The organism is Vreelandella lutescens, from assembly GCF_014640815.1.
Taxonomy (GTDB): Bacteria; Pseudomonadota; Gammaproteobacteria; order Pseudomonadales; family Halomonadaceae; genus Vreelandella; species Vreelandella lutescens.
In genome coordinates this window covers 553,015-573,980 of the sequence record NZ_BMHM01000003.1, presented here as the reverse complement: position 1 = coordinate 573,980, position 20,966 = coordinate 553,015, and the positions used below count along the sequence as shown (strand labels likewise).

The following is a 20,966-nucleotide window of genomic DNA, read 5'->3' as shown; positions in this document are numbered from 1 at the left end:
TCATTCAATGAATGGGAACCCCTGACCTATGTCCCTAGAAGAACTGCACCTTAATCTGCGTAACCTCACCAGCGACGACTACGGCCAGCTGAAATCGCTGATGGACGCGGTGTATCACGATATTGGTGGCGCTTGGCCCAAGCACACCATCGATAAGCTGATCCAGGAGTTTCCTGAAGGCCAAATTGCTATTGAAGACGATGGTGTACTGGTCGGTGTTGCCCTCACCGTACAGGTGGATTACGACGAGTTCTCCAACCCGCATAAGTACGACGACCTGATTGGCCATCGTGAAATTATCCTGAACGATCAGGAAGGCGACGCCATGTACGGGCTGGATGTGTTGATCCACCCGGACTACCGCGGCTACCGCCTGGGCCGCCGCCTTTACGAAGCCCGTAAAGAGCTGTGCCGCTCGCTTAACCTCCGTGCCATTCTGGCGGGCGGGCGAATCCCTGAATACCATCAGCACGCCCATGAATTAAACCCCGCGCAATATATCGACAAAGTGTCCCGTAAAGAGATTTACGACCCGATTTTGTCGTTCCAGCTCGCCAACGACTTCCAGGTCAAGCGTCTGCTGCGCAAGTACCTGCCGGAAGATGAGCAGTCCCGTGGCTACGCCACGCTGCTGGAGTGGAACAACATCCTGTTTGAGCCCGCTGAAAGCGTGCTGGATACCCGCCCGACGCAGGTGCGTGTCGGTGCCGTTCAGTGGCAAATGCGTGAGTTCGCCTCAGTAGAAGCGGCGTTGCAGCAGATTGAGTACTTCGTCGATGCGCTGTCGGATTACCAAAGCGACTTCGCCGTTTTCCCGGAGCTATTCACCACGCCGCTGATGGGCCTGCAAGACCGCGCCGCTCAGAAAGACCAGACGGCCGCCATTCGCTTTTTGGCGGGCTTTACCGACCGCTTCAAGAGCGAATTGTCGCGGATGGCGGTCTCCTACAACATCAACATCATCGGCGGTTCGATGATCGAGGTGGGTGACGATGATCGCCTCTACAACGTGGCGTATCTGTTCCACCGTGATGGCGAAGTAGAAAAACAGCTGAAACTACACATCACCCCGCAAGAGCGCCGCGACTGGGTAATCGAGGGCGGCGATAATCTGCAGGTGTTTGATACCGACGCAGGCCGCGTAGGCATTTTGATCTGTTACGACGTGGAGTTCCCGGAGCTGGGCCGCCTGCTGGCCGACCAGGATATGGATATTCTCTTCGTACCGTTCTGGGTCGACACCAAAAATGGCTACCTGCGGGTGCGCCACTGCGCCCAGGCTCGCGCCATCGAAAACGAGTGCTACGTGGTCATTTGTGGCAGCGTCGGCAACCTGCCCTCCATCGAGAACCTGGATATCCAGTACGCGCAATCAGCGGTGTTCACGCCGTCCGATTTCGCCTTCCCCCACGATGCGGTGCTGGCCGAAACCACGCCCAACACAGAGATGATATTCTTCTCTGATTTGGACCTGACCCGCCTCACCGTGGTGCGTGCCGAAGGCTCGGTCACCAACCTCAAAGACCGCCGTAAAGATCTCTTCGATCTGCGCTGGCGTGACTGGTCGTGGAAGTCCGGCGGTAAGCAGGAAGACTGAGGGTCAGTCGCCCGACGACACCACCGCGCATAAAAAACGCCGCCCACCGGGCGGCGTTTTGCCATTCACAACTCACTTTTCACCACTTACAAATCACCACTCACCACAAAGCTACTCCTCCGGCCAAACAAGGTGGCGCGGCACTCTGCCTTTGGCATCAAACGCTACGCCTTCGGCGCGCAGCTTTTCGTGCTGGCGTGCCGCGCCGCCATGATCAGCCAGCTTTAGTGACGCCGCGATAACGCGGTGCCAGGGCAGCTGGTGGCCATCGGGTAAGTGGCGCATGGCCGACCCCACCATGCGCGCCGTTGCCCCTTCGGTCATCTTGGCAATGCGCCCGTAGGTCGTCACCCGCCCGGCTGGAATCTGATCCACAATGGTGTAAATCTGTTCGAGCAGTTCCGGACGTGGCATGACAACCTCGTTGGCTTATGGCGTTGGTTTAGAGCGCTTCGACCAGTTGATCAATGGCTTGGAAGGCTTCTTTCATCGCGGCATCGCGATGGGCATCGCCCATGTTCAGGCCTTCGGCAAACACCACTTCCACATCGCTGATGCCCATCAGGCCCAGCATGGTTTTCAGGTGCGGCGTTTGGCTATCAAACTCAGTGCCCGCGTATTGACCGCCACGAGCGGCCAGAATAATCGCCCGCTTGCCTTCGATCAGCCCCTGCGGGCCGTTTTCAGTGTAGCGGAACGTTTCACCGGCGCGCAGCACGCGGTCAAACCACGCTTTCAGCTGTGACGGAATGCCCAGGTTGTACATCGGCACCGCCAGGACCAGCACGTCGTTAGCGCGCAGCTCTGCCAGCAGCTCATCAGAGTGAGCGGCCAGTGCCTGCTGCTCTGCCGTGCGCTCTTCAGCAGGGGTCTGCCAAGCGCCTAGCTCTGCAATATCGAGGTGCGGCAGCGTGTTAGCGACCACATCGCGGTGGGTAACGGCGACGCCATCGCGTGCAGCGGCTTGCTGTTGAAAATGAGTCGCCAGCGCATTGGACTGACCGTTATCACCGAGAATGGAAGAGGTGACTAACAGGGCACGAGTGGTCATGAAAATTCCTTAAAAATCAGGGGGAAGGTTAGGCGCTATTCTACGGCGCTTTTGGCTAAGCAAAAGCGCAACGTTTTCCGAGTTTCATTCGACAAAATCGAATTATCTTCCCCCTTGAAAAAGCCCCGCTCGACGCTGCTTTCACCGCAGCACCCAGGGGGCTGATAACGCCTAACAGGCAAACGCGTGCCTACTTTTTAGCAGGCCATGCGTTCGGGTCGACCTTTTTGGCCAGTTTCGGGAACTGGCTGGGGTCAAACACCGGCTCTTTTCCTGCTTTTAACTGGGTGTCGTAATCCTTGAACAGCGCAAAGGCAATGGGCGACAGCAGCAGAATCGCCACCAGGTTGATAATCGCCATCATGCCCATGGAGAGATCCGCGAAGTTCCAGATTGCCCCCAGGCTGGCCACCGAACCGACCATGATCATGCCCAACACGGCAAAGCGGTAGATCATCACCGCCAGCGGCGCACGACGCCCCGCCAAGTACTCGATGTTGGATTCGCCGTAGGAGTAGTTGGCAATCACCGAGGTAAAGGCAAATAGCAAAATGGCGATAGCGATAAACATGCCGCCCCAATCACCGACATGTGTAGAGAGCGCCATTTGCGTTAGCTGAATGCCATTATTCTCTTCACCTGCCAGTAGTTCAGGGCCCGCCATGATGATGATCGCCGCCGTCGCGGTACAGATCACCAGAGTATCCAGGAACACCCCCAGCATTTGAATGAAGCCCTGTGCCGCCGGGTGGTCTGGGCGGGTGCTGGCGGTAGCGGCGGCGTTAGGCGCAGAGCCCATGCCTGCTTCATTAGAGAACAGGCCACGCTGAATACCGTTCATAATCGCCTGGGAGATGGCATACCCCATCGCACCGCCCGCCGCTTGCTCGATACCAAACGCACTCTGCACAATCGTCATGATCGCTGCGGGCAGGTCGCTAATGTTGACGGCGACCACCACCAGGGCCAGCACTAAATAAAGCAATGCCATGAGCGGCACTACCAGCTCAGCCACTTTAGCAATCGACTTTAAGCCACCGAAAATAATCGGCGCGACGATGGCCATCAGTACTAACCCCATGGCCCAGGTGGGAATGGCAAACGCCTGCTCCATGGCCTGGGCGATAGAGTTGGCCTGTACGCTATTAAACGCCAGCCCAAACGCGATAATCAGGCAGATCGAAAACAGCACCGCCAGCCAGCGAAGACCTAAACCGCGCTCAATATAGCGCGCCGGGCCACCGCGGAAGGTGTTATCGCCATGGTCGGTTTTGTACGCCTGGGCCAGCGTGGACTCTACAAAGCTCGTGGCCATGCCCACCATGGCGGTCATCCACATCCAGAAAATCGCGCCCGGGCCACCAAAGTAGATGGCCACCGCAACGCCCGCCAGGTTACCGGTGCCTACACGGGCCGCTAAGCTGGTTGAGAGCGCCTGAAAAGAAGAGATACCGCCGTTAGACTGCCTTGAGCTGCGCAGCAGTTTGAACATATGACCGAAATAGCGAATCTGAATAGCGCGGGTCATTACCGTGAAATAGAGGCCAGCACCGATGAGCAGGTAAATCAGCACGCTGCCCCATAACAGCCCGTTGCCGCGATCCACCATCGCGGTCAACAGCGGAGGAAGAGTAAAATCCATACCAAACACGCCTTTTTTGAAACAATGAAGGCGCTTCATTCTTCACGGTTGCACCAAAATGGCAAGAAAATTGGCAAATTTCCTGCTTAACAGTCATAAACACTGCCTAGCGAGAGCCAGACAGCCACTCCCATACCTCGCCCGCCTCTTCGCTTACCTGCCGCTTGCTAGGACGCACGAGCCAGAGCCAGAACGCGATAAGTGACTGACCGCCATGCGACGAGGCAGCTTATATCACGGCGATGGTGCGTTTAAGCACATCCGCTCAGCGTCGCCAGTAGCCGACGAGAACCTCCCTGCTCACGGTGTTCACCTAGCCACACCCCTTGCCAGGTGCCAAGCGCTAAGCGGCCATCGCGCACCGCAAGGCTCAGCTGGGTGCCCAACAGGCTAGACGCCACATGCGCGGGCATATCGTCAGGGCCTTCCAATGTGTGGCGAAAGTAGTTAAGCCCTTCCGGCACTAGGCGGCGTATAAAGGCATCCAAATCGTGACGAACATCTGGGTCGGTGTTTTCATTGAGCGTTAACGAGGCGGAAGTGTGCATAAGCTGTAAATGCAGCAGCCCTTGGTGGCACTCCGCCAAGCAGGGCAGCGCCCGAGCAATATCATCAGTAATCAGGTGAAAGCCCCGGGGCATTTCCGGTAAGTGAATCTCTTGTTGATGCCACATAATCACTCCTTTGTTATCAGCATTGTAAGAGGAAACCGTCACAGACATACCATAGCCTATTTCCTTTACTAGCTGCGTAAACCCCAGTGGGGAACCATGGCACGTAGGGCCCCACACTGATAGATTTAATGTTTATTGTTCACGTGTTAACCAAGGAGCGAGATGATGAAATCCGCATGGCGGCCAGGGAACATGGCCACGCTGGTAGCGGTAGCCACCACCGGCACACTGCTGATCGGCTGCACGGGCATTCCCGACGGGACCGAGCCGGTCACCGGGTTTGAACTAGAGCGTTATCTAGGCGAATGGTACGAAATTGCCCGCCTGGACCACTCCTTTGAAGAGGGGCTGGACTGCGTGACGGCTACCTACAGCCTGCGCGACGATGGCGGCGTCAAGGTGATTAACCGGGGCTACAACCTGGAAGAGCAAGCCTGGGATGAAGCCGAAGGGCGCGCTTACTTTATTGATGATGAGAACGTTGGACGCCTGAAGGTCAGCTTTTTTGGCCCGTTTTACGGCGGCTATAACGTCCTTGAGCTAGATGACGACTACCAGTGGGCGTTGGTGGCGGGCCCTAACCGCGACTACCTATGGATTTTAGCCCGTACGCCCAGCCTTGAAGGCGACGTGGAGCAGCGTCTACGCCAGCGCGCCGCCGAGCTGGACTTCCCCACCGATGAGCTAATTGACGTGGTGCAGGACCAAACCTGCCCAGGCCGCTAGCACGCCCCCTCGTTAGCCATTGGGTAAGGCGGGCACCCTGCCCGCCATTTCCCGCTGTAAGAAATCGATCAATGCACTGATGCGCGCAGGAACATGGCGGCGGTGCTCAAACACGGCGTAAAAGTCGGCGCGCACGCCCTGCCAATCGGGCAGTAGATTCTGCAGTGAACCGCTTGCCAAGTGCTCGTTGACATCCCACCAGGAGCGCAGCATCACGCCGTGGCCATCCAGTGCTAAGCGGGTAATCACCTCGCCGTCGTTGCTGGCCAACGGCCCGCTGACCTTCACCGCTTGGCGCTGCTGCGAGTGGCGATGCTCAAAGCGCCAGAGCGGGAAGTCGCTATCGTTTTCACGAATCACTAGGCAGCTGTGTTGGGCAAGATCGCTCGGTACGTTCAACGCGGGCATCTGCGCCATATAGCTTGGCGAGGCGCACAGCACCCGTCGGTTGGGCAGAATACGCTTGGCCACTAGGCGCGAATCCGGCGGCTCGCCAATGCGAATCCCTATATCAAAACCGTGATCGCTTAAATTAAGCGGGAAGTTGGTCAGCTCCAGCCAGCTCTCTATGGCCGGGTGCTGGGCGCAAAAGCGTGAGAGCAGCGGCGCAATATGCCGCCTGCCAAAGCCAAAGGTCGCGTTAACTCGCAGCCGTCCGGTTAGCCCTTGGCTCGCGGTATCGCTGAGTGCGCTTTCCAGCGTTTGCAGCTCTTCTAAAATCAGCCCGCCCTGAGTGAGATAGCGCTCCCCTTCGGCGGTCAGCGTCAGGCGGCGAGTGGTACGCGCCGCCAGCGTCACGCCTAGCCGGGCTTCTAGCTGCTTTAAGCGCTTGCTGACGGCCGAGAGCGACAGGCCCAACTCTCGGGCGGTAGCGGTTAAGCTCCCTGCCCGGGCAAGCTGCTGAAAAAAGGCAAGATCATCCAGCATCATGGGATTCTTCACTTTAAGGCAACAATAGCTTGCATAGTAGCCTGATTATCTCGACGCCAACAGGCGCTACACTCATACCACGGAAGCACGCCCTGCTACTTTTGTAACGTCTAACAAAACAAGGAGCCCCCATGGCCCATCGTATTGCAGTCATTGCTGGCGACGGTATCGGTACCGAAGTCATGCCCGAGGGTATTCGCGCACTAGAAGCCACTGCCAAGCGCTTCAATATCGACCTGGAATTCACCACGTTTGAGTTCGGTAGCTGCGACTACTACCTGGAACACGGCAAAATGCTGCCTGACAACTGGTTTGAGCAGCTCAAAGGCTTTGATGCGCTGTTCTATGGGGCGGTGGGCTGGCCAGACAAAGTGCCGGACCATATTTCACTGTGGGGCTCACTGCTGCAGTTCCGTCGCCAGTTCGACCAGTACATCAACCTGCGCCCTTGCCGGTTAATGCCTGGCATTAAAAGCCCACTGGCGGGCCGCAAGCCCGGTGATATCGACTTTTACGTGGTGCGCGAGAACACCGAGGGCGAGTACTCCAGCGTCGGTGGCAAGATGTATGAAGGCACCGAGCGTGAAATCGTCATTCAAGAAACGGTGATGAGCCGTATCGGCGTTGACCGCGTGCTGAAGTACGCTTTTGATCTAGCGCAAACCCGCCCGCGCAAAAAGCTCACCTCGGCCACTAAATCCAACGGTATCTCCATCACCATGCCTTACTGGGACGAGCGCGTGGCCGAGATGGCCAAGCAGTACCCAGAGATCGCCGTGGATAAATTCCACATTGATATTTTGACCGCCAACTTTGTGCTGCACCCGGACTGGTTTGATGTGGTGGTGGGCAGCAACCTGTTTGGCGATATTCTTTCCGACTTAGGCCCGGCCTGTACCGGCACCATCGGCATTGCGCCCTCGGCCAACATCAACCCGGAAGGCAAATTCCCCAGCCTGTTCGAGCCAGTACACGGCAGCGCGCCGGATATCGCCGGTAAGGGCATTGCCAACCCCATCGGCCAAATCTGGTCTGGCGCGATGATGCTGGAGCACCTGGGCTATAAAGAGGCTGGCGACGCCATGGTCGATGCCATTGAAGCCGTGCTGAGCGAAGGCGATAGCCAAGTGCTCACCCGCGATGTAGGTGGCCAGGGCACCACGGTCAGTTTGGGTAAAGCCATTGCCGAGCGGATTGGCAGCTAATCCCCTATAAAAACAACGCCCCATAATGTACAACGCCTCGCTGCATCAGCAGCGAGGCGTTGCTCGTTTTCAGCTAGCATTTTCAGCTAAAGGTTAGCTCGCTAGTTTGGCAGCAATCTCAGCAACATGTTTACCCTGGAAGCGAGCGATTTTTAGCTCGCGATCATCCGGCTGACGGGAGCCATCACCACCGGCCAGCGTTGCAGCACCGTATGGCGTGCCGCCGCTTACCTTGGAAATATCAAACTGCTCTTCAATGCCGTAGCCAATCGGCACAATCACCATGCCGTGGTGAGCCAGCGTGGTCCAGGTGGAAGTAATAGTCATCTCATCGCCACCGCCGGTACCGGTAGAGGTGAACACACTCGCCACCTTGCCACGCAGCGCGCCGTTGGCCCATAAGCCACCGGTTTGGTCCAAGAACGTGCGCATCTGGCCAGCCATGTTGCCAAAGCGGGTCGGCGTGCCAAAGATGATGGCATCGTAATCGGCCAGCTCCTGAGGCGTGGCTTCCGGCGTGGTGAAATCCTGCTTTCCGCCCGCGTTTTTGAATGCCTCGTCTGGCATGGTTTCAGGCACGCGTTTCACCGTGACCTCTACGCCATCAACACCTTTCGCCCCTTCCGCGACGGCGGCAGCCAGGGTATCGATGTGACCATACATGGAATAATAAAGCACCAGTACCTTCGTCATTACTCACTCCTTTGCACATGCATTCAAGCATCAGACAGGTTGCCACTGCGGGCAGCGAAAACTATTTAAAACATAGCGTAGTTAAGCGTAGATAAAAGCGAATGTTTTCGACGCCGCGCTTCGATTTCATCGACGCGCCGACCTTGCGCTTTTGCCACTTCAGCACTAATTTTTCTTGTATCGTTTTTACGAGTTGTTTCATTCACGTATAACGCCAAGGAGTCCGGCATGACGATTTTCGAAGCACTGCGCAAAGACCACGATATTCAGCGGGACCTGCTGGCACGCTTGGTAGAAACCCATGGCGACAGCGAAGAGCGTGACACGCTGTACCAACAGGTGCGCGCCGAGCTGAAGCACCACGCTAACGCCGAAGAGCGCGCACTGTATGTCCCCATGATGGATATCGATCTTACCCAGGAAAAAGCGCGCCACAGCGTGGCAGAGCACCACGAAATTGATGAGCTCATCGAATTGCTAGATGACACCGATTACAGCGCTAGCAACTGGCTCACCCATGCCAAACAGCTGCAACATTTGGTGACCCACCACCTAGACGAAGAGGAGCAGGAGGTGTTCCAACTTGCCGGGCGCGGCCTGCAGGAGAATCAAAAGACATCGTTGGCGAAAGAGTACAGAGAAGAAATGCAGCGACAGCGGGCAGGTTAAACACCCTCTAGAGCGCGATTGATACAAGAGCGCCCGTGATAAAAGCGCTTATGGCCCTGTGCCATGAGCGTTTTTTTGTACCGGCAACTTTCATCATCCCACCGGCCATTTTCACGCGAACGACGCCTCCTCTTGTGATGAGGAGTCAGCGTGGTAAAGCTAGGGGCAACAAAAAGCGAAGCCCATGCTTAAGGACACTTTCATGCTAGGCCAATGGCTCGACTGGACCCTCGATGAGGAACGCCCCTCTCCGCGCATCGGCCGCTTTCCAAGCGGTACTTACCATCTGCACGGGCCGGGGATTATAGAATTAACGCCTAACATTCTGCGCCCTGGCGCTCATGCATGTATTTTTTCTGCCGCCATTCATGGCAATGAAACCGCACCTGTAGAACTGATCGGCGACTGGCTGAGCGCTCTGGAAGCCAGCACCGAACAGCTCGGCGCGCCGGTCCTGGTCATCTTGGGCAACATCCCCGCGTTAAAAGCACAGAAGCGCTTTATCACGACCAACCTCAACCGGTTGTTCAAGCGCGAGCTCGACGAACAGGGCAGCGAACCTGATCGGGCAAGGGAACTAATGGAAGCGGTGGACACGTTCTACGCCCGCCACCATGCGCTGCCAAAACTGCACTACGACCTACACACCGCTATCCGTGGCAGTTTATACACACGCTTTGTGGTAGAACCTTATGCGCTTTGCGCCACCGACGCCGAGCAGTGGCAATGGTTAGCCGCCGCCGATATGCAGGCAGTGCTGCATCAGCATCAACATAGCTGGACCTTCTCCCACTACAGCAAACACTACCATCACGCCCAGGCGTTTACGTTTGAACTTGGTCAAGTCGCCCCATTCGGTGAGAACGATATGGCAGCGCTGGAACCGATGCTGACTCTGCTTAGTACGCTCAGCGCAGGCTATGAACCGCCGAAAAAACCCGCTGACACCATGGCCTTTTTCAAAGTGCAGCATGAGCTGATGCGCCAAGCGGAAGGGTTTACTCTCTGCTTTGATAACGATGTTCCCAACTTCAGCCGCTTTGAACCAGGCACCTGCCTAGCCAAAGATAGCGTGGCGGGCGACTTTGTGGTGGAAGAGACACCGCTGCACGTGGTGTTTCCCAATGCTCAGGTCGAAATCGGGGCACGAGCAGCTCTGCTAGTCGTGCCCAGTCACGCCATCACGTGACCTTACACACCACCAGTAACACCGATTAGCGTCAGTAAAGACGCTTTTATAACAATAACGTAAAGGGGCAATCAGGACACAATGCCGTACACCAAGACCAATGTCGCCCTGATAAAGTACGCGCATTTGGCACAGTCCTGATAGAATCGCCCCTTTTTTCGCGCCAGCCGCACACACGCACGACGAATTCATCTGTTGCTGCTGCGGCAACCCTGTACTGGAGCCTAAGTTATGGCCGCTACGCCTACTCCCCTTGAAGTGCGCAATATTAAAAAGCGCTTTGGCGATACAGAAGTCCTCAAAGGCCTCTCTCTGGAAGCCCAAAAAGGTGACGTCATCACCCTCATTGGTGCCTCAGGGTCAGGCAAAAGCACCTTCTTGCGCTGTATGAACCTGCTGGAACAGCCCGACGATGGCGAGCTGTATGTTCACGGCGAGCAAATCCGTTTCAAAACCACCAAGCACGGCCGCGAGCCCGCCGACTGGAAACAGGTGGTGCAAATGCGCGCCAAGCTCTCCATGGTGTTTCAGAGCTTCAACCTATGGGCGCACATGACGCTGCTGGAAAACATCATTGAAGCGCCCATTCACGTGCTAGGTAAGCCGAAAAAGGAGGCCATCGAGCACGCCCACTCGCTGCTGGACCGTGTGGGGCTAAGCGCCCGTGCCAATGCCTACCCGGCACAAATGTCTGGCGGCCAGCAGCAGCGCGGCGCGATTGCCCGAGCGCTTGCCATGAACCCGGAAGTGATGCTGTTCGACGAGCCTACCTCGGCCCTCGACCCGGAGCTGGTGGGCGACGTGCTGAAAGTCATGCGCGATTTAGCCAATGAAGGGCGTACCATGGTGGTCGTCACCCACGAAATGAGCTTTGCTCGTGACGTCTCCAGCAAGGTGATTTACTTACACCAAGGCCTAGTAGAAGAAGCAGGCATGCCAGACGATGTGCTGGGAAACCCGCAGTCACCGCGCCTAAAGCAGTTCCTGGCTCCTAAATACTGATCGCGAGGCACGCACACCATGCTTGATTTGCAAGGTTACGGCCCCCGCCTGATCGAAGGGGCGGGCGTTACCGTTCAACTGGCCGTTCTATCGCTGATACTGGCGATTATTCTTGGCCTACTTACCGCCAGCGCCAAGATGTCGCGTAACTGGTTCTTACGCCGCACCGCCACCGTTTACACCACGGTGATTCGTGGGGTGCCGGATTTAGTACTGATGATGCTGCTGTTCTTCGGCGGCCAGATCGGCGTCAACGCCATCAGCGACATGCTGTACTACAACTATGAAATTGATATTTATATTAATTTCAATGCCTTTGCAGCAGGCGTACTCACCATTGGCTTTATCTTTGGTGCCTATATGGGCGAAACCTTCCGCGGTGCATTTATGGCGGTGGATAACGGCCAAATTGAAGCTGGCAAAGCCTACGGCATGAGCGATGCCCTGGTGTTTCGGCGCATTCGCTTTCCCCAGATGATGCGCCACGCGCTGCCTGGCCTCTCCAATAACTGGATGGTACTGCTCAAAACCACTGCGCTTGTCTCGGTGATTGGCCTGACCGATATGGTGCGGGTTGCGGCTGAAGCTTCCCGCGCGACCCACGAGCCCTTTGTGTTTTTAATCCCCGTGGCGGTGGCGTATTTGCTGATCGCCAGCGTGTCTGAGTGGATTTTTGCACGGCTACAAAAACGTTACGACATCGGCTTTGGGGGGCAGTGACATGCTAGACATCTCTGCATGGTTTAACGATCTGCTGGCGGATAACCTGATTTTCACCCCCACCACCCTGGGCTACTATTGGGAAGGGTTGGTGACCACCACACAGCTGGTGTTTCTATCGCTGGTGGCCGGGTTAATTCTAGCGGTGCCGCTGGCCATTATGCGCAGCTCAAAGCATAAGTGGATCAGCCTGCCGGTGTACTTTTACACCTACGTATTTCGCGGCACGCCACTGCTGATTCAGCTCTACATCATCTATTACGGTGTGGTGTTTATTGACGGCATTCAGGAAACCTTCCTGTGGCCGGTGCTAAGAGAAGCCTTCTACCCGGCGCTTATCGCCTTTACGCTGAACACGGCGGCCTACACCACCGAGATTTTCCGTGGCGCCATCAAGGCAACCTCTAAAGGTGAAATTGAGGCAGCGCGCGCCTACGGCATGTCGCAAAGCCTGATGATGCGGCGGATTATTCTGCCTAGCGCCTTTCGTCGTGCACTGCCCGCTTACGGCAATGAAGTGATTTTCATGCTTCACGCCAGCGCCATTGCCAGCGTAGTCACGCTCATGGATCTCACCGGTGCGGCGCGCTTCGTCTATGCTCGCTTCTACGCCCCCTTTGATGCGTTCTTGTTTGTCGCGGCGATCTATCTCTGCTTAACCTTCGCGATTTTGTACTTTTTCCGTTTCCTTGAGAAAAAGCTGCTGGCCCACCTGCGGCCACAAAATTCCTAGCTACAATAAATCCAACACGTCCAGCGTAAAACAAACGTTGGTTTATATGCAGGCTCCCCCCTTTTCGCCAACCTCAACCTGGGGTAGCTTAAAGGGGATCACCTTCGGTGAACCTGTTTCTATTGGAGTATAAAATGAAAAAACTACTGACTGTTTCCCTGCTGGGCTTGGCCGTTGCGGCAGCGTCTTCTGCACAAGCACGCGACTACGACAACGTTCGCATTGGCGTTGACGTTCCCTACGAGCCCATGGAATACCGCACCGCTGATGGTGAGCTAACCGGTTTCGACATCGACCTGGGCAACGCCCTGTGCGAGCGCATCGGTGTTACCTGTGAGTGGGTTGAGCAGGAGTGGGACGGTATTATTCCTGGCCTGATGTCACGCAACTACGATGCGATCATGTCCTCCATGACCATCAACGACGAGCGTCGCCAGCAGGTGCTGTTCTCTGACCCCTACATCACCATGCCATCTGCCTGGTTCGCCCCGAGCAGCCTGGATATCAGCGAAGCCAATGAAGAGACCCTCGCAGGCAAAACCATTGGCGTCCAGCGTGGCACCCTGCAGGATAACTTCGTCACCGATAACTTCAGCAGCGTCGCGCAAATCAGCCGCTACTCCACTGCCGACGACATGGTGCTGGATATGGAAGCCCAGCGTCTGGATATCGTGTTCCTCGACTTCCCGATCGGCCAGTCCACGCTGCTAGACAGCGAAGAAGCTGAGTACGTAGTCGTAGGTGAGCGCATCAGCGAGCCGAAAGAGTACTTCGGCGACGGTTTCGGTATTGCCTTCCGTCAGCGTGATGAAGCGCTGGCCGAGCAGTTCAACGAAGCCCTGGCTGAGCTTCAGGAAGACGGCACTTACGATGAAATCTACGCCCGTTACTTCGGCGAAGAGTAAGCGCTAGCTGCTTAAGTGTGCCTCCCCACCTGGGGAGGCACGCAAGCGAGATGCCACCATGACTTCACGCCACTGCTTATCCCCCGCGCTGCACGCGCTTCGCCCAGGTACCCGTGGCACCATTGCCCGTTTCTACCTGAGCGAATGGTTCGACGAATAGCCCCCTCCTTTTGGCATGCCCATGCCAATTCACGCCCCTGCGCGTGAACGTTGCCATGCGTGAGAAACGCACGGCACTCCTGCGCTTAGCGCATCCATGCTGTAGCCGCCCTTAAAGGCGCTTGGCATTAAGCAACACCCACATACCTACTAATAATCGCTTCAGGAGACTGACTATGCGTTATACAACGCTGTCCGTGGCCGCTATTCTTGCGGCAGGTGTTTCACTTTCAATGGTATCCACTGCCGCACTGGCGCGGGACTACGACGAGATCCGTCTGGGTGTCGATGTTCCTTACGAGCCGTTTATGTACCGGGAAGCCGACGGCACCCTTACCGGTTTTGAAATTGAGCTGGGCAACGCCGCCTGCGCCTACATGGAAGTTAGCTGTACGTGGGTAGAGCAAGACTGGGACGGCATCATTCCTGGCCTGCTGGCGCGTAACTACGACGCCATTATGTCCTCCATGGCGATTACCGACGAGCGTGCCCAGCGGGTGCTGTTCTCCGAAGCCTACTACACCACCCCCAGCGCCTGGATCACCACCCGCGACAAAGAGATCGATATTGAAGACCGCGCCAGCCTGGAAGGCTTAACCGTCGGCGTTCAGCGCGCCACGCTGCAGGATAACTACGTCACCGAACGCTACGGCGACGTGCTGGAGATCCGCCGCTATACCGGCGCAGACGATGTGGTCACCGACCTGATGGCAGGCCGCCTAGACCTGACCTTTATGGACTACCCCATTGCTGAAGCCACCATCGATATCGACACCCCAGAGAGCAACTACAAACGCATCAGCGACTTCATCAAGCAGCCCGAAGAGATCTTTGGCCAAGGCGTGGGCATGGCATTTCGCCCTCGGGATGAAGCGCTCGCTGAGCGCTTTAACGACGCCCTGCGTGCGATTAAAGAGAACGGCACTTATGATGAAATCATGAATCGCTACTTCAACTACGATGTACGCTTATAAGCGACCTGTTTAAATAGCGTGACGATACCAACACCAGCGCCGGCCCCAGGTCGGCGCTTATCGTTTGCTCATCACTCTCCTGGGAAACCCATGCTGACACTTGTAAAAAATGCCCAGCTCTTTGCCCCCGAACCTCGCGGGCTGTGCCACCTACTGATCGCCGACCAGCGTATTGCGGCGGTATTGGATGCTAACGAGGCGTACCAGTTGGGTACGCTTATCAAACACACCATCGACCTGGAAGGCCGCAGGGTGATTCCAGGCCTAGTCGACCCGTTGGTGCACTACATTGGCGGCGGCGGTGAGGGCGGCTTTGGCAACCGCACTGCCGAACTCAGCCTGGAGGATGCCTGCGCTTCGGGTGTGACTACGCTGATTGGCGCGCTGGGCACCGATGCCCTCACTCGCACCCCCGCCAACCTGATTGGCAAAGCGCGGGAGCTTGCCGCAGGCGGGCTAAGCACCTATGCCTACACTGGCTCTTATCAGCTGCCGCCCGTCACGCTGACCGGCTCGGTAGCCAGCGACATTCTCTATATTCCTGAATTTATCGGCGTGGGCGAAGTGGCGATTAGTGACCATCGCGGCTCCCAGCCCACCACTCAGGAGCTGACGCGGCTGGCCTCCGACGCCCGCACCGCAGGGCTGCTGGCAGGCAAATCGGGCATCGTGTTTATCCACACCGGCGACGCTGACTCCCACCTGGAGCCGCTGCGCCAGGTCGCCAAAAACAGCGCCATTCCGCTGGCGCAGTTCTACCCCACCCATATCAACCGCACCGCCTCGCTGTTTGAAGATGGCCTGCGCTTTGCCCGTGAAGGGGGGCGCATCGACTTTACCACCAGCACCACGCCCGAGCTGCTAGCAGGTGGCGAAGTGCCCGCCTCTGAGGCGGTGGCGCGGGCGCTGAAAGCGCGTATTGAGCCCCACCAGCTCAGCCTCTCCTCCGATGCCAACGCTTCACTGCCGGAATTTGATGACCAGCATCGGTTTATTGGCCTAAAACCCGGTAAACTCAGCAGCCTATTTGAGGTACTGGGCGAGTGTGTCAATGACCACCAGATCAGCATGGAGCAGGCGCTGCACTGTACGTCCACCACCGCTGCAGATACCTTGAAGCTGCCCCGAAAAGGCCGCCTTGCGCCCGGCGCAGATGCGGATTTTATCGTGCTAAGCGAAGGCCGCTGGGCCATTGATCACGTATGGGCGCTGGGTAAACCGATTTTCAGCGCGAGCTAATGCCCCATCTCCCTAGCGAACTTGCTCAGCCAAACCGGGTCTTTACTATCACTTAACCACATACAAGGAGGTAGCATGGCTGAATCGACGGCGGCTCACGCAACGCCACAGGCAAGCACCGCAGAGGTGTTCCGCCCCTCTTCCCACTGGACCGCGTGGGGCCAGTGGCTGGCGCTGTTTACCATGACCGTAGACCACCTGACCCGCTACGTGCTGCCAGGGGACTGGGATTTAGGCTGGGCTGGCTCTTCGATTGGGCGCATTGCGTTTCCGCTGTTTGCCGCCATGGTGGCGTGGCACGGTTTGTTTAATACGCGTAATCCGCTGCGCTACTCACGGCGGATTTTGATTATCGGCCTCGCCGCACAGCTGCCCTATATGCTGATGCCCCGCGCCTCCGATGCGTTTATTTTGAACGTCTGCTTTACCCTGGCCAGCGGCTTGGCCCTGGGTGCGCTGGTACGCCAAGGCTGGCAACACTACCAGCAGCAAACCTTGGGGTTAGGCTGGCTGATGCTAGGAGCCGCCGTCGGCGTAACCGTATGGTACCTGCTGGGGTTCTGGGTGGAGTATGGCCACAACGGCCTGCTGTTAATTCCGCTGTTTATGTTTGCCATGCAGGCGCTCAGCGAAACCCGAAATGCCTTGAAATCACGCCTTTGGGCGGGGCTAGCAGCGTTTCCCGTGCTGTGGATTGCCGGGCAGATGAACGCGTCTGACATGGCTAAATCATTTACCGTCGCTACTTGCGTCATCGTGCTCATGCTGGCTGCCGGTGCTGCCCAGCGGGTGCCGCCAGTGGCGCTGGAGATGCCGCGCCGTCTTTGGTTAGCCTGGTACCCAGGGCACTTTGCGTTGATTGCCCTGTGGCTACTGCTTAGCGGTCAACTGGCAGGTTAGGCGCTTGCTCAGCAACGCGTTTATGCACTTCATCACGCATCCAAGGCTGGTAGCGGCGCAGCCGCGTCCGGCCTTCGGTCTTCGCTTGATACATGGCCGTATCTGCCTGTTTAAGCACATCCGTATGGTCGCAGGCCGTGGCATCAAAACAGGTGTAGCCCATACTCGGCGTCACCTCCACCCAGCGGCTCTCTAGCCGATACTCGCCCGCCAGCGCCTGTTGCACGGTGTTCATGTAATGGGCCGCGGCAGCGTTCAACGCCTCACTCTCTGTCACATCAAACAGCGCCAGCAGCACGAACTCATCGCCACTCAAACGAGCGGCCATATCGTCTGCCTGCAAACACGACTCCAAACGACGTGCGACCTGCACCAGCAAATCATCGCCTGCCGCGTGGCCCAAGGTGTCGTTAATCAGCTTAAAGCGGTCCATATCCATAAACATCACCAAGCCACCGCGCTGGTCGCTTGCTTGCTCGTTACATAGCGTCTCTAAGCGCTCGATAAACAGCCTGCGGTTAGGTAAATCGGTCAAGGCATCGTAGTAGGCTTGGCGGTAAATAATCGCCTCGCTGCGCTTTCGCTCGGTGAAGTCTTCAATAATCGCCACACCGCCCACCATCTGGTTACTCGCGCTGTGCACACCATTGAAGAACGCCCGCAAGGGCGTGCCCACACTGGCTTTGGGAAGTTGATAAGTGCCTTCGTAATACCCCGTGCCTTTTTCCAGCGCATCCCTCACCGCCTGGGCAACCCCACGGTCGGCAGAGCGGTCCAGCATGCGGTAACCCAATAGCTTGGAGCGTTCAACGTCTAAAATGTCCAACAGCTTGCTGTTGCAGTCGGTGATCTGCCCTTGCTCGTCAAAGTGCAGCACCCCCAGCGGCGAGTGCTGAAAAATAGAGCGGTAGCGGTTCTCGCTTTCGCGCAGCTGCGCCTCGCGGGCGGCCATGTTCACCCGCAGGGCGATATTGTCGTGAATGGTGCGGCTAAAACGGCGGCTGGTCGCCATAATCAGACCTAAAAACAGCACCAGCATCAGACCAATCAAAATCGATAGCGACGAGCCCTGGAGCAAAAACTGCAGCTTCAAAGGCAAAAGAATTGGCAGTACAAAGCCAATCGCAATCCACCACACTGACGAAAGCGTGGTCACACCGCCGGCAGCAATCCCGGCCAGTACAATCGAGAGCGCGGCAATTTGGCCCGGGTGGTCGTGGCTGAACAGCAGCACGCCCGACGCCCCCCACACGCAGCCAGAGGCAATCGCCCCCATGGCAAACCAGCGCAGCCAGCGTTGGCGCTGCTGCTGTAGCGCGGGCAGGCGCTTAAACCGCTGGGCTAGCAGTAGCCTAAGCCCAGAAATCACCGCCAGGACCGTAAACCACCCCAGCAGTAGCGCGGAATCCACTACTGGCCACATGGCCGCCACCAAGAGCCCACCCGCCAGTACGCTGCTCAGCACCGGCTGCCATAGGTTGTCGTAAAGCAGGCGCACTTTTTCACCGCGCAAACGCTGCATGGTGATGTGGTGGTCTCGTTGATAGCCACTACGCAGCCCGGAGGCCGTCGCCGTGGTGGCGAGGGGTGTGGAGGGCGACATACAAACTCCCTGTTCTTCAGTCGGCTTAACGCCAATCTTATTGATTAGGATCTTTTTAATACATCTGTTTTAGCACGTTTAAGCGACAAAAGTAGTGACTGACTATAATAAAAAAGCCGCCTAACTCAGGCGGCTAATAGCTTACAGCGCGGATTCAAAACTCCATTCCACGGGGGGCGCATCCGGTATCAACGCCTGGCAAGCGCGCACTTTTTCCAGTAGCTCGGCGTGATTCTCCGCCACGACGTTCACATGGGCCAGCTTACGCCCTGGACGCTCAGCTTTGTCGTAGCGGTGCAGGTGGGTGTCGGCAATGGCCAGCAGCGCTGCGTTGTCGCCTTCCAGGCCAATCACATTCACCATGCAGGTCGGTGCAATGGCGTTTGTCGCGCCCAACGGCAAGCCTTGAATAGCCCGCAGGTGGTTCTCGAACTGGCTGGTGACCGCGCCGTCCATCGTCCAGTGGCCAGAATTGTGTACGCGTGGGGCCATTTCGTTGGCCAGCAGGCTGCCGTCGCGGGTTTGGAACAGCTCCAGCGCCAGCACGCCCACGTAATCCAGCTCATCCAGCAACACACGAATATAGTTATCGGCCGCTTGTTGAACGCTGGCGTCCAAATCCGGTAGCGGAGCCACGGAGTAGCGCAGAATTCCGCCCACGTGCTGGTTTTCCGCCATGGGGTAGAACACCACGTCCCCATCGCGGCCGCGCACCGCAATCATCGATACTTCGCGTACAAAATCAACGAACGCCTCGACGATCAGCTGAGAATGGCCAATCGCTTCCCACGCCTCTTGGGCCTGCTCCGGCGCTTTCAGCACCGCCTGGCCCTTGCCGTCGTAACCTTCGGTCACTGATTTGGCCACTACCGGGCAGCCTAATTCGGCCGCTGCAGCCTGGAGCTGCTCAGCGCTTTCAACCACGCGATAAGCGGGGGTAGGAATGCCCAAACGGTCAAACAGCGTTTTCTCTTCCACCCGGTTTTGGCATACCGCGATGGCGCGACTGCCTGGGTAAACCGGCTTGTGCTGCTCGATTTGCTGCACGAGCTCAACGGGCAGATGCTCAAATTCGTAGGTCACCACATCGACCTTATCGAGAAATGCCGCCAAGTGCTGGTTGTCTGGGTCAATGATGACTTCACCGATACCCGCGCTGGGGTTACCGGTGGTATCTAAAAAGGTAAAGGTGTTCCCCAACGGGTAACCCGCCAGCGCCAACATACGACCCAATTGGCCCGCGCCTAGAACACCAATATTTTTTGCAATTTGAGTGCTCATGTTGGGCGACCTATTGTGCGGAGTGATTGGTGGCAGGTGCATCGGGACGGGGGTCAGGGTTATCCAATACCAGCTGAGTTTGCTCTGCACGGAAGGTCTCAACAGCTGCACGCACGGCGCTATCCTGAAGGCCCACAATTTGTGCTGCCAGCAGGCCTGCGTTGGTGGCTCCCGCTTTGCCAATAGCTAGCGTACCTACCGCAATACCGCCCGGCATTTGAGCAATAGAAAGCAGTGAATCCAACCCTTTCAGTGCTTTGGACTCCACCGGCACCCCCAGTACCGGCAGCGCCGTTTGTGACGCGACCATCCCCGGAAGGTGTGCAGCGCCGCCAGCGCCAGCCACAATCACTTGAAGGCCGCGTTCAGAGGCGCTTTTCGCATAGTCGAACAGCAGATCAGGAGTGCGATGCGCCGATACCACGCGGGTTTCATAGGCAACGCCCAACCGCTCCAACATCGCCACCGCGTGCTCCATGACCGGCCAATCCGACTTAGACCCCATGATCACGCCCACTTTGGGTGCGCTGTTCGTCATGCAAAACTCCTCGGCCAACGGCCTATTTAAGCTAGAAAGCGGTCGATAAGCCACGCACAGCGCGCAGCTCACTCAGAAATAGGAAGGCGCATAGTTTACCAGAGCCACGGGCATTTGCGGGTGTTAGCGTGATCGTGAAATTTTCATCAAATTAGGCATTGAAAACCACGCGACTTGGCGGCATTGTGTGTTGGTCATTTCCGACTGATGGAGTCACATGAGTACGGCATACTCAACTGCTCACGCAGAAACGCTGGATCCTCCGCGAAGCAGCCCTGACCTCGATGTCAGGGAATTAGAAAAACGTACGCGCCTCATGCGTATTATTACCCGCCTGATCGCCGTATCAGATCTGGGAAGCCGTGAAATAGCCCGCCAGGCTGGCTTGCCCGTTCAAAAGATCAGCGACCTGCTCGCCGGAAGGCTGGAGCATTTGGATATTGACGAGCTCAATGTCCTGCGTCGCACCTTAGAGCTGGAGGCGCCATAGCCACAGCCCAAGCGTTATTATTTACCTCAACACATCTCGGCACTTA

Annotated in this window: 22 protein-coding genes; 13 read left to right on the top strand and 9 right to left on the bottom strand. The window is 57.1% G+C overall.

All coding sequences use genetic code 11. The features are described from left to right. Window positions 1-28 precede the first annotated feature (28 nt). Complete coding sequence (locus IEW65_RS10160; RefSeq protein WP_188639354.1) at window positions 29-1,597, top strand: bifunctional GNAT family N-acetyltransferase/carbon-nitrogen hydrolase family protein; 1,569 nt, start codon at window positions 29-31, stop codon at window positions 1,595-1,597. A gap of 111 nt (window positions 1,598-1,708) precedes the next feature. Here the strand turns inward: IEW65_RS10160 and IEW65_RS10155 are convergent, their stop codons facing one another. The 4 genes from IEW65_RS10155 to IEW65_RS10140 all read right to left on the bottom strand — a co-directional run bounded on the left by IEW65_RS10155 (window position 1,709) and on the right by IEW65_RS10140 (window position 4,964). Further along, on the bottom strand, window positions 1,709-2,011 hold the full coding sequence (locus IEW65_RS10155) for an MGMT family protein (RefSeq protein WP_188639353.1): 303 nt from the start codon (window positions 2,009-2,011) through the stop codon (window positions 1,709-1,711). Window positions 2,012-2,039: 28 nt separating this feature from the next. Further along, window positions 2,040-2,648 (bottom strand): FMN-dependent NADH-azoreductase, encoded by a 609-nt coding sequence (locus IEW65_RS10150; RefSeq protein WP_188639352.1) that lies wholly within the window; start codon window positions 2,646-2,648, stop codon window positions 2,040-2,042. Window positions 2,649-2,838: 190 nt separating this feature from the next. Next, window positions 2,839-4,290, bottom strand: coding sequence for an alanine/glycine:cation symporter family protein (locus tag IEW65_RS10145; RefSeq protein ID WP_188639351.1), 1,452 nt, complete (start codon window positions 4,288-4,290; stop codon window positions 2,839-2,841). A 251-nt stretch (window positions 4,291-4,541) separates the two neighbouring features. Further along, a complete protein-coding gene (locus tag IEW65_RS10140) occupies window positions 4,542-4,964 on the bottom strand; it encodes a secondary thiamine-phosphate synthase enzyme YjbQ (RefSeq protein ID WP_188639350.1) in 423 nt (140 codons plus the stop codon). Between the two features lie 165 nt (window positions 4,965-5,129). On the opposite strand from IEW65_RS10140, the gene IEW65_RS10135 reads away from it, so the two are divergent. After that, window positions 5,130-5,690: a lipocalin family protein gene (locus IEW65_RS10135; protein ID WP_479694275.1), complete on the top strand. Its 561-nt coding sequence runs from the start codon at window positions 5,130-5,132 to the stop codon at window positions 5,688-5,690. Window positions 5,691-5,702: 12 nt separating this feature from the next. On the opposite strand, the gene IEW65_RS10130 is transcribed toward IEW65_RS10135, so the two are convergent. Next, entirely contained in the window at window positions 5,703-6,620 is a 918-nt protein-coding gene (locus tag IEW65_RS10130; protein WP_188639348.1) for a LysR family transcriptional regulator, read from the bottom strand. Between the two features lie 131 nt (window positions 6,621-6,751). On the opposite strand from IEW65_RS10130, the gene IEW65_RS10125 reads away from it, so the two are divergent. Further along, window positions 6,752-7,825, top strand: coding sequence for a tartrate dehydrogenase (locus tag IEW65_RS10125; RefSeq protein ID WP_188639347.1), 1,074 nt, complete (start codon window positions 6,752-6,754; stop codon window positions 7,823-7,825). Window positions 7,826-7,918: 93 nt separating this feature from the next. On the opposite strand, the gene wrbA is transcribed toward IEW65_RS10125, so the two are convergent. After that, entirely contained in the window at window positions 7,919-8,518 is a 600-nt protein-coding gene (wrbA, locus tag IEW65_RS10120; protein ID WP_188639346.1) for an NAD(P)H:quinone oxidoreductase, read from the bottom strand. Window positions 8,519-8,746: 228 nt separating this feature from the next. Between wrbA and IEW65_RS10115 the strand changes: the two genes are divergently transcribed. The 9 genes from IEW65_RS10115 (at window position 8,747) to IEW65_RS10075 (ending at window position 17,008) form a co-directional block, all read left to right on the top strand. Beyond that, complete coding sequence (locus IEW65_RS10115; protein WP_188639345.1) at window positions 8,747-9,187, top strand: hemerythrin domain-containing protein; 441 nt, start codon at window positions 8,747-8,749, stop codon at window positions 9,185-9,187. A gap of 202 nt (window positions 9,188-9,389) precedes the next feature. After that, entirely contained in the window at window positions 9,390-10,376 is a 987-nt protein-coding gene (locus IEW65_RS10110) for a succinylglutamate desuccinylase (protein WP_188639344.1), read from the top strand. A 231-nt stretch (window positions 10,377-10,607) separates the two neighbouring features. Beyond that, complete coding sequence (locus IEW65_RS10105; protein ID WP_188639343.1) at window positions 10,608-11,378, top strand: ABC transporter ATP-binding protein; 771 nt, start codon at window positions 10,608-10,610, stop codon at window positions 11,376-11,378. 18 nt (window positions 11,379-11,396) lie between these two features. Continuing rightward, window positions 11,397-12,098, top strand: coding sequence for an ABC transporter permease (locus IEW65_RS10100; RefSeq protein WP_188639342.1), 702 nt, complete (start codon window positions 11,397-11,399; stop codon window positions 12,096-12,098). 1 nt (window position 12,099) lies between these two features. Beyond that, the gene (locus tag IEW65_RS10095; protein ID WP_188639341.1) at window positions 12,100-12,831 is read left to right on the top strand and encodes an ABC transporter permease; all 732 of its coding nucleotides are present in this window, start codon (window positions 12,100-12,102) and stop codon (window positions 12,829-12,831) included. A gap of 134 nt (window positions 12,832-12,965) precedes the next feature. Beyond that, window positions 12,966-13,736 carry a transporter substrate-binding domain-containing protein gene (locus IEW65_RS10090; protein WP_188639340.1) on the top strand — a complete coding sequence of 257 codons (771 nt, stop codon included), beginning with the start codon at window positions 12,966-12,968 and terminating at the stop codon, window positions 13,734-13,736. A 335-nt stretch (window positions 13,737-14,071) separates the two neighbouring features. Then, entirely contained in the window at window positions 14,072-14,869 is a 798-nt protein-coding gene (locus IEW65_RS10085) for a transporter substrate-binding domain-containing protein (RefSeq protein ID WP_188639339.1), read from the top strand. A gap of 90 nt (window positions 14,870-14,959) precedes the next feature. After that, window positions 14,960-16,108: a beta-aspartyl-peptidase gene (iadA, locus tag IEW65_RS10080; RefSeq protein WP_188639338.1), complete on the top strand. Its 1,149-nt coding sequence runs from the start codon at window positions 14,960-14,962 to the stop codon at window positions 16,106-16,108. Between the two features lie 75 nt (window positions 16,109-16,183). Beyond that, window positions 16,184-17,008 carry a TraX family protein gene (locus IEW65_RS10075; protein ID WP_188639337.1) on the top strand — a complete coding sequence of 275 codons (825 nt, stop codon included), beginning with the start codon at window positions 16,184-16,186 and terminating at the stop codon, window positions 17,006-17,008. Here IEW65_RS10075 and IEW65_RS10070 read toward each other — a convergent pair. The 3 genes from IEW65_RS10070 to purE form a co-directional block, all read right to left on the bottom strand. Then, window positions 16,986-18,611 carry a diguanylate cyclase domain-containing protein gene (locus IEW65_RS10070; RefSeq protein ID WP_188639336.1) on the bottom strand — a complete coding sequence of 542 codons (1,626 nt, stop codon included), beginning with the start codon at window positions 18,609-18,611 and terminating at the stop codon, window positions 16,986-16,988. The genes IEW65_RS10075 and IEW65_RS10070 overlap by 23 nt on opposite strands. A 141-nt stretch (window positions 18,612-18,752) precedes the next feature. Then, window positions 18,753-19,892 (bottom strand): 5-(carboxyamino)imidazole ribonucleotide synthase, encoded by a 1,140-nt coding sequence (locus IEW65_RS10065; RefSeq protein WP_188639335.1) that lies wholly within the window; start codon window positions 19,890-19,892, stop codon window positions 18,753-18,755. 10 nt (window positions 19,893-19,902) lie between these two features. Next, window positions 19,903-20,430 (bottom strand): 5-(carboxyamino)imidazole ribonucleotide mutase, encoded by a 528-nt coding sequence (gene purE / locus IEW65_RS10060; protein ID WP_188639334.1) that lies wholly within the window; start codon window positions 20,428-20,430, stop codon window positions 19,903-19,905. A gap of 217 nt (window positions 20,431-20,647) precedes the next feature. On the opposite strand from purE, the gene IEW65_RS10055 reads away from it, so the two are divergent. Then, window positions 20,648-20,920, top strand: coding sequence for an XRE family transcriptional regulator (locus IEW65_RS10055; RefSeq protein ID WP_188639333.1), 273 nt, complete (start codon window positions 20,648-20,650; stop codon window positions 20,918-20,920). The last annotated feature ends 46 nt before the right edge of the window (window positions 20,921-20,966 follow it).

Bases quoted from the DNA above. Each gene is read 5' to 3' on its own strand.
- IEW65_RS10160 (WP_188639354.1), top strand. From the start codon at position 29: ATGTCCCTAGAAGAACTGCACCTTAATCTGCGTAACCTCACCAGCGAC.
- IEW65_RS10155 (WP_188639353.1), bottom strand. From the start codon at position 2,011: ATGCCACGTCCGGAACTGCTCGAACAGATTTACACCATTGTGGATCAG.
- IEW65_RS10150 (WP_188639352.1), bottom strand. From the start codon at position 2,648: ATGACCACTCGTGCCCTGTTAGTCACCTCTTCCATTCTCGGTGATAAC.
- IEW65_RS10145 (WP_188639351.1), bottom strand. From the start codon at position 4,290: ATGGATTTTACTCTTCCTCCGCTGTTGACCGCGATGGTGGATCGCGGC.
- IEW65_RS10140 (WP_188639350.1), bottom strand. From the start codon at position 4,964: ATGTGGCATCAACAAGAGATTCACTTACCGGAAATGCCCCGGGGCTTT.
- IEW65_RS10135 (WP_479694275.1), top strand. From the start codon at position 5,130: ATGAAATCCGCATGGCGGCCAGGGAACATGGCCACGCTGGTAGCGGTA.
- IEW65_RS10130 (WP_188639348.1), bottom strand. From the start codon at position 6,620: ATGATGCTGGATGATCTTGCCTTTTTTCAGCAGCTTGCCCGGGCAGGG.
- IEW65_RS10125 (WP_188639347.1), top strand. From the start codon at position 6,752: ATGGCCCATCGTATTGCAGTCATTGCTGGCGACGGTATCGGTACCGAA.
- wrbA (WP_188639346.1), bottom strand. From the start codon at position 8,518: ATGACGAAGGTACTGGTGCTTTATTATTCCATGTATGGTCACATCGAT.
- IEW65_RS10115 (WP_188639345.1), top strand. From the start codon at position 8,747: ATGACGATTTTCGAAGCACTGCGCAAAGACCACGATATTCAGCGGGAC.
- IEW65_RS10110 (WP_188639344.1), top strand. From the start codon at position 9,390: ATGCTAGGCCAATGGCTCGACTGGACCCTCGATGAGGAACGCCCCTCT.
- IEW65_RS10105 (WP_188639343.1), top strand. From the start codon at position 10,608: ATGGCCGCTACGCCTACTCCCCTTGAAGTGCGCAATATTAAAAAGCGC.
- IEW65_RS10100 (WP_188639342.1), top strand. From the start codon at position 11,397: ATGCTTGATTTGCAAGGTTACGGCCCCCGCCTGATCGAAGGGGCGGGC.
- IEW65_RS10095 (WP_188639341.1), top strand. From the start codon at position 12,100: ATGCTAGACATCTCTGCATGGTTTAACGATCTGCTGGCGGATAACCTG.
- IEW65_RS10090 (WP_188639340.1), top strand. From the start codon at position 12,966: ATGAAAAAACTACTGACTGTTTCCCTGCTGGGCTTGGCCGTTGCGGCA.
- IEW65_RS10085 (WP_188639339.1), top strand. From the start codon at position 14,072: ATGCGTTATACAACGCTGTCCGTGGCCGCTATTCTTGCGGCAGGTGTT.
- iadA (WP_188639338.1), top strand. From the start codon at position 14,960: ATGCTGACACTTGTAAAAAATGCCCAGCTCTTTGCCCCCGAACCTCGC.
- IEW65_RS10075 (WP_188639337.1), top strand. From the start codon at position 16,184: ATGGCTGAATCGACGGCGGCTCACGCAACGCCACAGGCAAGCACCGCA.
- IEW65_RS10070 (WP_188639336.1), bottom strand. From the start codon at position 18,611: ATGTCGCCCTCCACACCCCTCGCCACCACGGCGACGGCCTCCGGGCTG.
- IEW65_RS10065 (WP_188639335.1), bottom strand. From the start codon at position 19,892: ATGAGCACTCAAATTGCAAAAAATATTGGTGTTCTAGGCGCGGGCCAA.
- purE (WP_188639334.1), bottom strand. From the start codon at position 20,430: ATGACGAACAGCGCACCCAAAGTGGGCGTGATCATGGGGTCTAAGTCG.
- IEW65_RS10055 (WP_188639333.1), top strand. From the start codon at position 20,648: ATGAGTACGGCATACTCAACTGCTCACGCAGAAACGCTGGATCCTCCG.